At 65.7% G+C, this 14,608-nt stretch carries 12 protein-coding genes; 4 read left to right on the forward strand and 8 right to left on the reverse strand.

What is annotated here, in order from left to right:
• Window positions 1–80: 80 nt before the first annotated feature.
• Window positions 81–764: a hypothetical protein gene (locus tag E5A74_RS01650; protein WP_135982183.1), complete on the reverse strand. Its 684-nt coding sequence runs from the start codon at window positions 762–764 to the stop codon at window positions 81–83.
• Between the two features lie 94 nt (window positions 765–858).
• Window positions 859–1,617, reverse strand: a complete 759-nt coding sequence (locus E5A74_RS01655; protein ID WP_135982184.1) for a hypothetical protein — start codon at window positions 1,615–1,617, stop codon at window positions 859–861.
• Between the two features lie 311 nt (window positions 1,618–1,928).
• On the opposite strand from E5A74_RS01655, the gene E5A74_RS01660 reads away from it, so the two are divergent.
• Together E5A74_RS01660 and E5A74_RS01665 are read left to right on the forward strand one after the other, a co-directional pair.
• Complete coding sequence (locus tag E5A74_RS01660; protein ID WP_135982186.1) at window positions 1,929–3,131, forward strand: SAM-dependent methyltransferase; 1,203 nt, start codon at window positions 1,929–1,931, stop codon at window positions 3,129–3,131.
• 1,221 nt (window positions 3,132–4,352) lie between these two features.
• Window positions 4,353–4,754, forward strand: coding sequence for a response regulator (locus tag E5A74_RS01665; protein WP_166745563.1), 402 nt, complete (start codon window positions 4,353–4,355; stop codon window positions 4,752–4,754).
• A 24-nt stretch (window positions 4,755–4,778) separates the two neighbouring features.
• Here the strand turns inward: E5A74_RS01665 and E5A74_RS01670 are convergent, their stop codons facing one another.
• Together E5A74_RS01670 and E5A74_RS01675 are read right to left on the reverse strand one after the other, a co-directional pair.
• On the reverse strand, window positions 4,779–7,079 hold the full coding sequence (locus E5A74_RS01670; RefSeq protein WP_240699595.1) for a putative bifunctional diguanylate cyclase/phosphodiesterase: 2,301 nt from the start codon (window positions 7,077–7,079) through the stop codon (window positions 4,779–4,781).
• Between the two features lie 9 nt (window positions 7,080–7,088).
• A complete protein-coding gene (locus E5A74_RS01675; protein WP_135982192.1) occupies window positions 7,089–7,691 on the reverse strand; it encodes a cupredoxin domain-containing protein in 603 nt (200 codons plus the stop codon).
• 96 nt (window positions 7,692–7,787) lie between these two features.
• On the opposite strand from E5A74_RS01675, the gene E5A74_RS01680 reads away from it, so the two are divergent.
• Together E5A74_RS01680 and E5A74_RS01685 are read left to right on the forward strand one after the other, a co-directional pair.
• Window positions 7,788–8,666, forward strand: coding sequence for a DUF3034 family protein (locus E5A74_RS01680; RefSeq protein ID WP_135982194.1), 879 nt, complete (start codon window positions 7,788–7,790; stop codon window positions 8,664–8,666).
• Window positions 8,667–8,689: 23 nt separating this feature from the next.
• Window positions 8,690–9,187: a group I truncated hemoglobin gene (locus E5A74_RS01685; protein WP_135982197.1), complete on the forward strand. Its 498-nt coding sequence runs from the start codon at window positions 8,690–8,692 to the stop codon at window positions 9,185–9,187.
• A 17-nt stretch (window positions 9,188–9,204) separates the two neighbouring features.
• On the opposite strand, the gene E5A74_RS01690 is transcribed toward E5A74_RS01685, so the two are convergent.
• From E5A74_RS01690 to E5A74_RS01705, 4 genes are all read right to left on the reverse strand, one after another.
• Entirely contained in the window at window positions 9,205–9,486 is a 282-nt protein-coding gene (locus E5A74_RS01690; RefSeq protein ID WP_135982199.1) for an Hpt domain-containing protein, read from the reverse strand.
• Window positions 9,483–9,848, reverse strand: coding sequence for a response regulator (locus E5A74_RS01695; RefSeq protein WP_135982201.1), 366 nt, complete (start codon window positions 9,846–9,848; stop codon window positions 9,483–9,485). The genes E5A74_RS01690 and E5A74_RS01695 overlap by 4 nt, the downstream gene beginning before the upstream one ends.
• Window positions 9,845–11,995 carry an ATP-binding protein gene (locus E5A74_RS01700; protein ID WP_135982203.1) on the reverse strand — a complete coding sequence of 717 codons (2,151 nt, stop codon included), beginning with the start codon at window positions 11,993–11,995 and terminating at the stop codon, window positions 9,845–9,847. The genes E5A74_RS01695 and E5A74_RS01700 overlap by 4 nt, the downstream gene beginning before the upstream one ends.
• Window positions 11,996–12,114: 119 nt before the next feature.
• Window positions 12,115–14,595, reverse strand: a complete 2,481-nt coding sequence (locus E5A74_RS01705; RefSeq protein WP_135982206.1) for a fimbria/pilus outer membrane usher protein — start codon at window positions 14,593–14,595, stop codon at window positions 12,115–12,117.
• Between the last annotated feature and the right edge of the window lie 13 nt (window positions 14,596–14,608).

Here is a 14,608-nt window from a genome sequence, read left to right on the forward strand (position 1 = left end):
AGGGCCACCATCCCGGCTTCTGCCGGCGTTGTGCAGTAGCTGCGCCAGCACCTGGTCGGAATTGTCCCGCCTCTGGAATCTCAACGAAAGGTTGATGAGTGCCACCACGTGATTCCGATCAGCCTGACGGTGCCGCCATTAACCTCTTGAACCAATCCTAGCTGACCGGAGGGAACATCGGGCGCCGGAAAATAGGTGACGCTGCGCAACGGCAAGTTCGACCGGAGAACCGGCCGGGGCGTGGTAAATCCGCCTTCAGGCCGGCTGGAGAAACTACGGACGACCGAACCGCCGGCTACCCGCCAGATGCCAATATAGTCCGTTACGAGCGTGCCTCCGATTTGGCGATATGCCACCGGATATCCCATAGTAAATTGCCCCGTTCCACCGCCAGGACCCTTTTCAGCCGAGAGCCGCCGCTTGCTAAAGTCGGAGCCTTGCTCTTCCGAAAACGAAGGCGCGCCGGTAGCCCCGCGACGCAGAACACGATCGCCAGCCAGATAGATCCGGTCCGTCACGAAGCCCTTCACAGCTCCCGCGCAAGACCCGGTGGCCATCTCGCTCGCGACGCTTCGCAATTCGTTTCCGTCGCCGCTGACCTCCAGAGTCAGGCCCAGCCCATCAGCGGAAATCTTCTCCGGTGTCAGTACGAGCGCCTGCTTGCTGACGGGAGCGGAGCATTCTGTGTGAGCCGGCGTTGCCTGCGAGGAGGCGACGGTCAACCCGGGCAGGCAGACTCCAACCCAAAGGACCAGAAGATGCACTCGGCGCCTGATAGACATAGCTACTCCCAACGCAGTTTACTCAAGAACTGGCGAACCTCGATCATGGTTGAAGCCGGACGGACCAGCGACAGACTCAAGGTGCCTGAAACGTCCTCACGGTCGTGCTGTACCGGTCCGGATTGGTGGGGTCAGCCATGACGGTGCCTTGGTTATAAAGCACAATCGCTCGCGCTATATCACTTGCCATGCGCTCGTGGGAGGTTGCCTCCGCCGCCGTGTACCCGTCCTGAAGCTTGTTCGTATAGTCGGCTCGCTGATCCGACGTCAGATGCGCTATCTCATGTAGCACCAAGTAATCTGTCCCGCCGTCAGAGCCCGCGTAATCATGCAGCAAGTTCATATTGATGCTGACCACGGGATTTCCATCGTTATAGCGCGACTCGCTGTTGGTGGAAGCCTGCGGGGTGCCGGGATTATAGACGGTTCCCGCCTTGTTGATCACGAAGTCGGTATTCGCCCAAGCCGCTTTCACTTCGGCGCCGGTGATTACGTCACCGTTCTCCAGAACCAGCTGTGCATTATCCGCGAGATTGTTCACCCAAGTGTTTGCCCGGGCGACACTGTCCCTGAACTCTTGGATATCGGCCAACTGCTCCGCCGTCAGCGGGTAATCCAGATTCCCGATCACGACATCGTGGCTCAGGGCGTCAGCGGGTGGGGGCGTCACAGGACCGCCTCCACCGCCCCCAGGGTAAGAAGGATAGGTGGGGGTATAGCCGGGCCAATAGGGCGGAAAATATGGCGGATAGGGCACACCGGTAACGACGATGTCTTCATCCCACTCATATCCGCCGGAGATGAGATCAAGCTCGGCGTCTGTCAGTTCACGCATCAGCCCCCCTTTTCCTACTGACGCCACCGAAACGCGGCACGCAGGATTACCATATACAATCCGCCCACCATTCGACAGCGCGAATCAATCCAACGCGCTTACTTCAGCGACCCGGAGAGGTTTTCGCAATATGAATATTATGTCCAGTTTGTTGCGGAGGGCCTATGACACCTGGCGCGTAACGGAATTGTCTTCGGGATCGCACTTGCGCCATCCACGAAGTCTGTGAGATGCCTTTGCGGTGAAATCCGGAAGTCGATCTGCGGCAGAGGTGGGATCGACGCATATCGGACTGCTGGAAACCCGTGGAATTGGAGAATCTGGTGCACGTTAGCGATGAAACGCGCGCCGCGACAGAAGCCATGGGCGCTCGCTGGAAATTACTTGCGCAGGAAATCGCCAAGCCAGAGGGAATCTCCGCCGCCGGCGAACTGGCGGTGATCGGCACCGGCCTCGCTCACTGTGATATCATGCTGAATGATGAGGCAATCATCCGTTCCGCAGATCACGTGTTTTACTGCCTTTACGATCGCGTCACCCAGATCTGGATAGACCGGATGCGTCCCGACGCCTTCGACTTGAGGATCCTCTATCAATCGGGCCGCGACCGACATGACACCTATGTCTGCATGGCGGAAGCGTTGCTTCACTATGTCCGCCGAGGAAAAAAGGTCGTTGCCATCTACTATGGCCATCCCGGCTTCTTCGCGACGCCGGCGCATCGCGCCATTCAGATCGCTCGCAAGGAAGGACATGCCGCCTCGATGCGGCCGGGCATCTCGGCGCTCGACTATCTCGTTGCTGACGTTGGTTTCGACCCCATGATACCAGGGTTGCTGAGTTACGAAGCTTCAGATCTCCTGTTGCGCAAGCGTCGGCTGGACCCGACGCTTCACACCGTATTGTGGCAGGTCGGAACGGTGGGCGAATTCCAGTTCGCCCCAAATGGATTTGAGAACCACGGCTTCGACATGCTGCTGGATGAGCTGGAAGCGGCATATGGTGGCGACGCGCCCGTCATTCACTACATTGCGTCGCAATATGTCGGCGTTGAATCGCTGGTGGACCGCCACACCATTTCTGCCATGCGAATGGCGGCAACAAGATCGCGTGTCACCGCTCTCTCGACCTTCTATCTGCCCCCCGCCTCGTTGGCCAGGACAAATCGGGAGCGAAGTGCGTCCCTCGGTTTCTCGCAAGATGCCCGCGACGAGACGCATAGTGTCGACCACGATATCTCCGGATATGGCCCGGGTGAGCGCGTTGCGATTTCATGGTTTGCCGCTTTTAGCACACCAGAGCATTATCGCGCGGCGACGCCCTCGCCAGCCGCGGATTTCCTCCTGAAGCTCAGCCGGCATCCTGATCTTCAGGCCCGATATCGTGCGGACCCCGAAGTGGTCGTGAAAGAAACGGATATCACGGGCCTGAGCGAGCGGGCCCGCAAACTGCTCGCAATCCCCCATCCTCTCGCATTTAACGCAGCCATGGCCGAGCCGGCTGAGCAGAATTGATGGCGCCCGCAGTCAGCGGCAATGCAGGGCCCTTATCGCCAGTCGGCAAGCGCGCTATATTGTCGCGATCTCATCTTTGAGGCCGAACACGATGAATGATGAATCTCCAGACACACAGACGAGAGAGGCTCGCGAAGAGTCTCCCATGGACGTACGCGTGCGTCTCTACCGGGCAGCGCTTCGTCAGCAGGAGGAAGAGAATCAAGAAGCGCGCACGAACTCGTCGGATGCCTAGACGAGAATGCGGCTGACGGCACAAGGCAGTACTGAGAGCTAAGCCACCGCTTGCCAGGCCCGCAACATCGGTTCGAAGCGAAGCATTGGCGTCGATCGGGTTGGTCGCTGGTTACAGTGTCTGCGTGTCGCCCGTCCTCAGGAACCGCAAACCGCCGTTTGTTGGGTCGGTGAGATCCGCGCCCGCCTCGGTCGTCCGGATCCTGAACGCATCGCGAACCGGAAGTGATCGTCAGAGCAACAACCGAAACGCGTGCGCTTTCCAGCTACGACCCGCCCGGGATTGCAGAGCCGCAGATTGAGTGATGGTCCGAGAGCGCCGTGTAACCCCGGCATTGGCGAACTGCGTCAGTTGCCACCATTCCCCGAAGGTCGCTTTCCGACAGGCGGGGCTTCCGCATTCCGGCATGCCATAGGATTTTACGCCTGTTTCTCGGCACGGACAATCTTCCAGATTGTTGAGGGCGCCTGTTCAAACGCCGCCAATTTGTACTGTATATCTTGATGGTATACTTGATGGTACCGACCAGCCTAAACTGCTAACTCTTGTTATAAATCAATTGGATACGTAGCATTCCGCCTTCCCGTAGGGGTCACCACTTCCGCCGATGCCGGCGGAGATGCGTGAATCTGACAGATTTACACGCACCGCGCTCCCCGAGCCGCCCGCGCGCGAACCGCCCATCCTCGCGAAACGCTTGCCGGAAGGCTTTGCCCGGCGCTTGCCGGCCGCCTCCCCTGCCACCGAACATATGGGCCAGCGCCGCTGGTCGCGGCTTTTACACGCCGCGCCGTCCCCGCCCCGATCGACGGCCCTGGCGCCGGAACGCGGCCGCGCCGGCGTCGTTAAGGCTCGGGGCGCGTGTGAGTAAAGTAGAGTGGAATGAGCGTGGGGATTGATCGCAATGGGGCTGCAGAGCGGCAGCCGTCATCAATTGTCGTGCGGGCGAGCCGGACGCGATGAGCGCGTGCCTGGCGGATACGCGCGTGCTGCTCGTCGAGGACGAGGCTCTCATCGGCATGATGGCGCACGCCGTGCTCGAAGAGCAGGGCGCGACGGTCGATTGGGTGCAGACGGATCGCGAGGCCTATCGGGCGATCGAAGCGAACGCGCGTCGGCTCGACCTTTTGATCACCGATATCAATCTGCGCGAAGGCACCACCGGATTCGATATTTCGCGCTTCGCACGCCGGCTCTCGCCCACGCTTCCCGTCATCTATGTCAGCGGCGAAGAGCGCGAGGCGCTCGTCGGCTTCGCCGTGGCGGGAGCGACCTTCCTGTACAAGCCGGTGCCGGAAATGCTGCTGCTGCGCACGGTCGAGCAAGCCGTCACGACGGGCCTCGCCGGTCCCCCGCAGCCGGGCGTCCTCAGCGGAACCGCGCGCTAGGCCCGCGACCGCTGGCGCTGCGGGTCAGCCCGCGATCCGCGCGGGCTCGGCCGCGTCCATGCCGAGCATCGTCGACACCTCGGCTTCGTGGACCGGCTTGCTGAAGTAAAAGCCCTGGATGTGGCTGCACCCCTGCTCGCGCAGAATGTCGAGCTGGCCGGCGTTCTCGACGCCCTCTGCGGTCGTCTCCATCCCCAGCGCCTCGGCGAGCGTGGTGATCGATTTGATGATCGCGGTCGCGCCGTCGTTGTTGAGCAGGTCGATGATGAAGCTGCGGTCGATCTTGATCTTGTCGAACGGGAAGGCGCGCAGATAGCTGAGCGACGAATAGCCCGTGCCGAAATCGTCGAGCGCGACCCGGACCCCGAGCGCGCGAAGGCTGTGCAGCGATGCCAGCGTGGTTTCCGGATTGTCGATGAACAGACTCTCGGTGATCTCGAGCTCGAGCCGCTGCGGCGACAGCCCGGTCTCCGACAGCGCCTGCAGGATCACCGCGCTGAGCCCGGGGCTGCGGAACTGGACCGGCGACACGTTCACTGCGATCCGCACATGCTCGGGCCAGTTGCACGCCACCCGGCAGGCCTCGCGGATCACCCAGTCGCCGATCGGGATGATCAGCCCGGTATCCTCGGCGAGCGGGATGAAATCGAGCGGCGGCACCAGCCCGCGCACCGGATGGTTCCAGCGCAGCAGCGCCTCGAACGCCGAGACGCGCGATTCGGACAGGTTGAACAGCGGCTGGAACATCAGCGAGAGCTGCCCTTCGGTGATCGCATCGTGCAGATCGAGTTCCATCTGGCGCCGCTTCTGCGCCTCGGCGTCCATCGCCGGCTCGAAGAAGCGATAGCCGCCGCGCCCCTCGTGCTTGGCGCGGTACAGCGCCAGATCGGCGTTGCGGGCGAGCGTCACCGGGTCGCTGCCGTCGACGTGCAGGATCGCGATCCCCACGCTCGTGCCGGGCACGATGCGGTGGCCGTTGACGCTGCAGGGCTCGGCGATGACGCGGAGCAGCTCGTGCGCGGTGCGATCGAGCGAGCGGTGGTCGTCGTCCACCACCAGCGCGAATTCGTCGCCGCCCAGCCGCGCGACGAAGCCGTCGCCGGTGAAGTCGGTCAGCCGTCGCGCGATCTCGCAGAGCAACGCGTCGCCGGTCGGGTGGCCGAGCGTGTCGTTGACCACCTTGAAATTGTCGAGGTCGAGATAGAACAGCGCCTGTTGCCGCCCGGCGGAGCCGCGTGCCGCCTGCAGCAGATGCTCGCGCAGCAGCGTGCGATTGGCGAGGCCGGTCAGGGCGTCGTGCAGCGCCATATGGGTGATCTGGCGCTCGCGCTCGCCGATGTCGTTGACCATGCGATTGAAGCTGTCGGCGAGCGTCCCCAGCTCGTCGCGGGTTTCGACCGGCACTTCGGCATAATCGCCGCGCGCGACCCGGCGGGCCGCGGCATCGAGCACGGCGATCGGCCGCGTGATGCGGCGCGCGAGCAGCCAGCTTCCCGCCCCGACCACGCCGACGCCCGCGAACCCGCAGGCGAGCAGCAGCCACAGCATCGGGGCATAATCGGCAAGGGCATGGGTCAGGCTGTATTGCAGCAGCAGATATTGCGGCTCGTCGCTGCGGAAGGAGGCGATCGGCGAGGCCTGGACGAGCACCCGCTCGCCGGCCACGTCCTGCTCGACCGCCGCACCGGACCGTTCGCTGGCGGGCAGCGTCGCGGCGGGCACGACACGCGGCGACAGATCGATCGACGACAATTTGGCGAGGTCCGCCATCTCGCCGCCGTCGAGCGCGTTGCCGAACACCACCCAGCCGACGGTGACCGGCGCCTTGACCGGGGCGGCAGCGGCATTGAACAGCACCGCGCCGAGACGCAGCACGCCGCGGCTCGCACCATCCTCGAGCGCCTCGCGCAGGGCTTCGGCATCGGCTGGAGCGAGCTTACCGCGAAAGCCGATCACCTCGCCGTTGGTCGTCACCAGAAAGACCTGGTCGAGATCGAGACGGCCGCGCAGCGAATCGAGCGCCGAGGCGATCGTCGGCGCGTCCTGCGTCGCCACGGCGGAGCGGAAGCCGAAATCGGCCGCGAGCACCTTGCTCGCATCGCCCAGCTGGGCATAGCGCATCGCCGCGACGCGGTCGAAGACCTTGGCGCCGGCGATCATCTCGCTCTTCACCATGCGCTCGGCATAGCTGCTGATCCCGGTCCGCGCGGCGGTCAGGATCAGCGCCATCGCCACCGCGAAAAGCAGGGCATAGAGCAGCGTCAGCTTCGTCGTCAGCGAACCCGCTATGCGGGCGGCCAGACGCCGGAGGGGGACGCGCAGCATCTGCATCGATCAGCGCAGCACGATCTGGATACGCTTGGCGAGATCGCCCTGCGCGGGGACGGCGATCGGGAACGAGACCTCGTTGTCCTTGCCGCGCATCCGCGGATGCCAGACGGTGATCGTCGCGTTGCCCGCGCCGACGCCGGTGAGTCGCGTGGTGCCGTTGGCGTCGGTCTTGTTGGCGAAGGGCGTGTCGACGACCTTGATGAAGCCCGACATCGTATCGTGGATGTTGCAGCCGAGCGCCACCGCGCCGGCCGTCCGGAAGGTGTAGCTGCGGCTCTGGTCCTTGCCGAACAGCTTGAGCTCGAAACGCGCCGGCTTCGAGAAGCTGTAGACGTGATGGCGGACCTTGTCCTCGTTGGGAAAGCTCACCGTGGCGCCCACCGGCACGATCAGCGTGCCCGGATTGAAGGCGATGTTTTTCTGAACCATCGTCGTCGGCCACGGAAAGTGGATCGGACCGCGCACCCCGGCCGCGGGATGGATGGTGACCACCGCATCCGCAACCGGCTTGCCCGCGGCGTCGACGACGCGGACGGCGACATCGCCAGCATGCGCGGGAAGCGCGGCCAGAAGTCCCGCCAGCGCGAGTGGAATTGAACGCTTCATGCCGCTGATATGAAACGAATGCGTCAAACTCCGGTAAACGCCCGCGTTATCGCGGCGCTAACCACGCTTTAAGCAGGATCGCGCTATGCGGGCCGCATGGCCAGATTTTCCCTTGCCGCAATCCTCGGCACCGCATTGCCGGTTCTGATCGCGATCCCCGCCGCGGCGCAGCAGGTCGGCGAGCCCGGCAAATTGCTGCTCACCAACGGCGTCACCACGGTCGAAGGCGCCGCCGGCGGGGGCCTCGCTCCCTGGGCGGTGATCGCGGGCAACGCCACCCGCGACGGGATCGGCGCGCAGGCCAGCGCGACGGTGGCCGAGCTCCCGGACTATGATTTCCAGAGCTTCGCGGTCGCGGTCGGGGCATGGGACCGTGTCGAGCTCAGCTATGCCCGGCAGGTGTTCGACACCAACAAGGTCGGCGGCGCGCTCGGCCTCGGCGATAATTTCAAGTTCGATCAGGATATCTGGGGGGCGAAGCTCAAGCTGGCCGGCGACGCGGTCTATGGGCCGCGCTGGATGCCCGCGATCGCAGTCGGCGTGCAGTACAAGAAGAGCCTCGACGCGCCGATCGTCCGCGCGGTGGGCGCCGCCCATGCCGAGGGCATCGACTATTATGCCTCGGCGACCAAGCTGTTCCTCGACTGGTCGCTGCTCACCAACGTCACCGTCCGCGCGACCAAGGCCAACCAGCTCGGCCTGCTCGGCCATGGCGGCACGCTGGGCGACAGCCACAAGATCCAGATCGAGGGATCGGCCGCCTATCAATTCTCGCGCCGCTTCGTCGTCGGCGGCGAATACCGCACCAAGCCGAGCAACCTCGCCATCGCCCGCGAGGATGATTGGTGGGACGCGTTCGCGGCCTATGGCATCAACCGCCATCTCACCGCGACGATCGCCTATACCGATCTCGGATCGATCGCGACGTTCGAGAAACAGCGCGGCGTGCTGTTCCAGCTGCAAGGCGGCTTCTGAGCCCCGTTTTCCGGAGATCCCCGATGTCGTTCGCCGCTTTTCTCCTGCTTCTCTCCCCCACCCCACAGGACGCGCCCGCGCCGCAGCCCCATGCGATGCCCGGCGAGGATCCGGTCGATCCGTACAAGGTCGATCCGCACAATGCCGGGGCCACACCGTTCGCGGGCGATGGGATGGCACGCGCCTTTCACGGGCAGGCCGGCATCCGCCGCATCGTCGACCGCTTCGTCGATTCCAACTTCGCCGATCCGCGCATCGGCGAGATCTTCATGAACCAGGACAAGGTGCGGCTCAAACGCGTGCTCTTCGAGCAGTTCTGCTTCATCCTCAACGCCGGCTGCACCTATACCGGCCGCGACATGCGCACCGCCCACAAGAATATGGGCGTGCAGCAAGGCGACATGAATCGGCTGGTCGAGAATCTGCAGGCGGCGATGCATGTCGAACGCGTGCCCTTCGCCGCGCAGAACCGCTTCCTCGCCAAGCTCGCGCCGATGCGCCGCGACGTCGTCGAGCGTTGAGGGCGTAGCAGCCGCCGCTACGCGCGGAGTTCGTTCAGCTTTGCAATCAGCGCTGCGGCCAGAGGGCGCAGCAGCGCCGGCGCCGCGCCTGCTTCGACTGCCTCTTCGAGCGCGCGGGCGGCGTCGGTGATCAGCGGGAAGCCGAACATCCCGGCGCGCCCGGCGAGGCCGTGGCCCAGATCGCGTACCGCCGGCCATTCGCCTGCCGCGGCGTGGCGCTCGATCGCGATCGCGTCGGCCGCGGCCTGATCGATGAAGCGCCGGCGCAATGCCTGCAATCGCGCCTCGAGTTCGATCATCCCAGCAGCTCGCGAACGCGGACCGACAATGTCATCGGATCGAAGGGCTTGGCGAGCACGCCGCGGGCGCCGAGATCGAGAAACCCGCGCACCTCGGCCGCCTGGGTACGTGCGGTGATGAACACCACGGGAATTGTCGCAGTCTCCGGCTGCTCGCGTAGCCGCGAGAACACCGTCGGGCCGTCCATGCCGGGCATCATCACGTCGAGAAGCACCAGATCGGGCTGCCACGCCGCCGCGTGCCCGATCGCCGCCGCGCCCGACGCGCAGGTCTGCACCTCGAAGTCCGGCTCGAGCTCGAGCGACATCTGCGCGACCTCGCGAATATCGGCTTCGTCGTCGACATAGAGAATGCGTGTCATCGGGCCTGCTCCTCGCGGCGCGTGGCGATCATCCGGATCACCTCCTCGACGAGATGATCGAGGCTCGCCCGCGATTTGACGAGAACCAGGTCGACGTCCGCGATCTCCGCCGGATCGACCTCCTGCGCGGTGAACACGACGATCGGCATTTCCGCACGCTGCCTGCGCAGCAACGGCACCACCTCCAGCCCGCTGCCATCGGCGAGGCCGATGTCGAGGATCGCGCCATCGAAGCGGCGGTGCCGAATCGCGGCACAGGCCTCGACGACGCTCGGCGTCGAGTAGATTTCCGCGCGATTCTCGAACAAGCTCGAGAGAACCCGCAGCATGTCCGGATCGTCATCGAGATGCAGGATTCCGGGAAGGCCGGTGCGATCGCGCGCGGCGGCCGGCGCGGCCGGCTCGCGGACAATCGTCGCGGCGGGCAGGTCGACATGGAAGGTCGCCCCCTGCCCCACCGCGCTGTCGAAGGTCACGCTGCCACCCAGCCGCGCGACGATCTCTCGGACGATGCTCAGGCCCAGCCCGGTGCCACCCTTGGCGCGCGTGTCCGTATTGTCGGCCTGGGCGAACTTGCCGAAAATGCGGTCGCGAAAGGCTTCCGGAATGCCCTCGCCTTCGTCGGCGATGCTGATCCGGAAGCGCCGGTCGAGCGCCGTGACGCGAAGCCGGACCGTGCCGCCGATCGGCGAGAATTTCACGGCGTTCGAGAGCAGGTTGGTGACCACCTGGGTCAGCCGGTCCTCGTCGGCCAGCACGGTGGCGCCCGCCGGGATCGGCTCGAGCTCGACCTGCGCGCCATATTCCGCCGCGAAGCCCGCATTGTCGCGTACCGCCCGACGAAGGATATGGTCGAGCGTGATCGGCTTGATGTCGAAGGTCATCCGCCCCGCCTCGATCTTCTCGATATCGAGGATGTCGTTGATCAGCCGCACCAGCCGCGCCGAATTGCTCTGGGCGATCTGGATCAGCCGAAGCGCCTTTTCGGGGATCGCCCCCACCGCGCCGCCGGTGATCAGCCCGAGCGAGCCCGCGATCGAGGTGAGCGGCGTGCGCAGCTCGTGGCTCACCGTCGCGACGAACTCGCCCTTGATCTGCTCGATCTCGCGGCGCTCGCTGATGTCCCGGCAAACCGCGAGGAACAGCGTGGTCTCGGCGAGCGGCACCGGGCTGAGCGAAACCTCGAGCGGGAACACCGCGCCGTCGCGCCGCCGGCCGACAAATTCCTGAACCTCGCCTGCCGATCCGTTGCGGTTCGCCTGCAGCCGGCGCAGGAAGCTCTCGATCTGGCCGCGATCGGGGGCGACCTCGAAGAGGATCCCGATATCGCGGCGGAGCAGATCCTCGGGCGCATAGCCGAACATGCGCGCCGCCGCCGAATTGAGGCTCTCGACGCTGCCGCTGCCGTTGAGAACGATCATCCCGTCCTTCGCGCTGGCGAAGATCGCTTCCTGCCGCGTCGCGAGATCCTCGGATCGGCGCCGCGCCCGATTGCGTGCGGCGTTGCTCTTCGCGGCGAGGAACGCGGCGGCGGCGAGAAACAGCAGCAACAGCGTCTCGAGCGCGAAGGTCTCGTTGCGCAGCTCTATCCGCGCCGATTCGAAATGAGCCGTCGCCCGGTCGAGCTGGCTGCGCTCGACTCCTTCGATATCCCCGATCAGCGCGCGGATCCGGTCCATCAGCCGCTTGCCCTCGCCTTCGGCGACGAGGTGCGCCGCGGCACGGCCATCGGCACCGCCGAGCGTGATCGCCCGCTCGACAAAGCTGCGCTTGTCGCGCGAGACCTCGCGCAATGCGGCGAGCTGGGGCCGATATGCCGCATCGGCCGGGAGGTGCCGTTCGAGCGCCGCGAACGCCGGATCGATGCGGCGAACGGCGTCGCGCCACGGCTGGAGGAAACGCGCGTCGCCGGTGATCAGGAAGCCGCGCTGGCCGGTCTCGAGATCCTGGTGCAGCGACAGGATCCGCTGCAAATCGCCACGCACCTCGTACGAGCGCACGACCTCGCGGCGCAGCGTGGCGGTCTCCTCGAAGCCGCGCCCAACGAGCAGGGTCAGCACCAGCAGGAGCAGTGGAACCCCTACCACCGCGGCGATCACCGCCCAGCGGGACAATTCGACACGGCGGGTGGCACGGATCAGCGACATCGACGCGGGGTTTCCTTGCGCAACGAGGATCGCGCGCCCGCTCTATCGCACCGGCAGCGCCCGCGAGTCACCGGTAAACCGGCCGTGGGTCGCATCGCCTCGACGGATCGCGCCATCGCTTAGCGCGCGCCGGGGCGCAGTTCGCCGACGGCGATCGTCGCCTCGGCACCCTTGGGGATGACGAGGTCGAAGCGCGTCTTGTCGGCATCGGTCAGCGTGATCCGCCAGCGTCCCGGCGCCAGCCCGGTCGCGCCGAACCGGCCGGTCGAGTTGGTGAACAGCGGCACCGGCTCGCGCTCGGGGTGTGCCTCCTCGATCGCGCTGCCGGCGACCAGCGCGATCGGCTCGCCGTTCGCCCCGAGCAGCCGCCCGACGACGCTGACCATATAGTCCGAGCCGACCGTGAGCCGGTATCCGCCGCGATAGGGCGGCAGCAAGCGGAACGAGCCCTCGCCGAGATTGGCGCCGAGCGGCGCATCGGGCGCGGTGACCTGCAGGTTGCGCTCGCTATAGCTGCTCAGGCTCGGCTGGACCGCGGTGCCCAGTGCCCCAGTGTTCGCCGCCGAGGTCTTGCCGGTGGCGTCGACGAGAATGTCGGCGTCGCGCAGCGAAGGATGGGCACGCACGATCGCGAAGGCGTCCTGGATCGGACGGCCCACCGAAAAGCTGCCGTCCGCCACCGCCAGCGCCGTGCCGAAGCGCAGCGAGGTCCGCTGCCCGGTAGATCCGCCCAAATCGCGTTCGAAGGTGCCGAAATGGCTCAGGCCCAGCTCGGCGCGATTGGTATAGTAGATCGCATTGGCGTTCGCCCCCGCGCCCAGATCGCTGCGCTCGATATCGGCGCTGAAATTATACGCGCCGGTGCCGGTGCCATGATAGGTCTGGTAGGTCAGCCGGGTGCGATTGCTGCGGCTGTCATAATCGCCGCGCAGGCTCGATGCGCGATCGAGCCGCAGGGTCAGCGACAGGAAGGCGGCGATGCGATTGCCGCGGCCGTCGCGTTCCCAGCTCAGGTCTCCGGTGAAGCTGAGATCGGGCGAGATCCGCCAGCCGCCGGTCGCGCGGATGCTGCCGACATCGGGCTCGGCGTCGCGCCCCTTCGAGTAGCGCGCGTCGAGCCCGGCATAGACCGCGTCGCTGATCGCGCTGTTGTAGCTCACCCCGGCGATGTAGCTGTACGGGTTCGACGGCAAGCCCGTGCCGATCGGGGCGAAGTTGCGACTCCGCGTTTCCAACGAAAAGGACAGCGCATCGGCGCGATCGCTCGCGCGGCTGATCGTCCGTTGGAAGGTCAGGATCGACGCCCAGCCCGAGCCGACACCATTGACATGCGAGGCCGAGGCGAAACCGCCGAACGAACCGATCGGCGTCGCCACCACGGTCTCGACGCCGCCCATCCAGCCATTGCCGTCGGCCTGCGCATTCGCTCCCAGAGTCAGCCGATCGTTGAGGCCGCGACGATAGAAGCCGCTGAATGCGAGATCGTCGCTGTAGATGGGTCCCCGCCGCCCCAAGGGTGCGCGGGTGCCCGCGTAGAGCCCGAATTCGCTCAGCCCGGCGGCGAGCTGGGATTGATCGAGGAAGATGTCGAAATCGAACGACTGGGTCCGCCCGGCATCGTCGGTGATCGTCAGCCGGACGTCGTTGGCGCCCTGTGTGAACGGGAAGTCGCGCAAATCGAAGGTGCCAGGATCGAGTTCGAGCCGACGGACGAGCTGATCGTTGACGCGCACCTCGACGGTCGAGCGGCGCTCGAGCTGGAAGCTGCGGCTGCCGCGCGGCCGGATGATCGTCTGCGGATCGAGCAGCGAATAGAAGCGCGAGACCGACAAGCCGGCGATCTCGGGCGCCGACTGGAAGCCGCGCGAGAGCGTCTGCAGGTCGCCGGCGGTCCAGCGCACCAGACTGTGCCGATCGTCATAGACCAGCCGGGTGCCGCGGCGTTGAAAGTCGGGTCCGACGGCGCCTACCTGCCAGTTCGCCTCGCCTTCGAGCACTACTCCGCCGGCGCGGACCGCACCGTCGAGAAAGGTCACCGGCGCGGCGAGCCCCTCGTCGGCGCCCTGCTGAACCCAGTCGAGTGAGCCGCGAATGTTGAGATAGGCGCTGAGCCCTGCCGGCGCCGTGTACGTCACTGGCCCTCGCCTGCTGTCGTCGCCGAGCTGGACCGAGCGGCTGGCACGGCTCGACGCGGCGATGTCGAGCATGATCTGCAGCGCCTGCGGATCGTAGCGTATGCCGATCCCGACGCCCTGCAGATCGGCACGATCGAGCCGGCCCCGCTCGCTGAGCCGGGCGCGCAGTTTCGCGGTCAGCGGTGCGGCGATGCGGGGCTCGAGCAGCGCGATCAGTCGCACTGCCGAGAAACTGGCCTGGCCATTCGGGTCCAATGTCAGGGTCGCGTCGCCGAGATAGGCCGTTCCGTCCATTACCGGCGCGGTGAGGACGATCGGGCGGCCGGTGGGGTTGATCCCGGCGGCGCTGGCGTCGGGATCGATCACCACCTGCGCCTGCCCCACCCCGGCGACCTGGCCATAGGCCGCGGCCCCGTAAAGGCAGGAGGCGAGCGCCAGTCCCGCACCGGCAAAATTCGAGTTCATGGCAGGCGCGATG

It is taken from the genome of Sphingomonas naasensis (assembly GCF_004792695.1).
In the GTDB taxonomy this organism is placed as follows: Bacteria; Pseudomonadota; Alphaproteobacteria; order Sphingomonadales; family Sphingomonadaceae; genus Sphingomonas; species Sphingomonas naasensis.

Bases quoted from the DNA above. Each gene is read 5' to 3' on its own strand.
- E5A74_RS01680 (WP_135982194.1), top strand. From the start codon at position 7,788: ATGGCCAGATTTTCCCTTGCCGCAATCCTCGGCACCGCATTGCCGGTT.
- E5A74_RS01670 (WP_240699595.1), bottom strand. From the start codon at position 7,079: ATGCTGCGCGTCCCCCTCCGGCGTCTGGCCGCCCGCATAGCGGGTTCG.
- E5A74_RS01685 (WP_135982197.1), top strand. From the start codon at position 8,690: ATGTCGTTCGCCGCTTTTCTCCTGCTTCTCTCCCCCACCCCACAGGAC.
- E5A74_RS01705 (WP_135982206.1), bottom strand. From the start codon at position 14,595: ATGAACTCGAATTTTGCCGGTGCGGGACTGGCGCTCGCCTCCTGCCTT.
- E5A74_RS01655 (WP_135982184.1), bottom strand. From the start codon at position 1,617: ATGCGTGAACTGACAGACGCCGAGCTTGATCTCATCTCCGGCGGATAT.
- E5A74_RS01695 (WP_135982201.1), bottom strand. From the start codon at position 9,848: ATGACACGCATTCTCTATGTCGACGACGAAGCCGATATTCGCGAGGTC.
- E5A74_RS01675 (WP_135982192.1), bottom strand. From the start codon at position 7,691: ATGAAGCGTTCAATTCCACTCGCGCTGGCGGGACTTCTGGCCGCGCTT.
- E5A74_RS01690 (WP_135982199.1), bottom strand. From the start codon at position 9,486: ATGATCGAACTCGAGGCGCGATTGCAGGCATTGCGCCGGCGCTTCATC.
- E5A74_RS01700 (WP_135982203.1), bottom strand. From the start codon at position 11,995: ATGTCGCTGATCCGTGCCACCCGCCGTGTCGAATTGTCCCGCTGGGCG.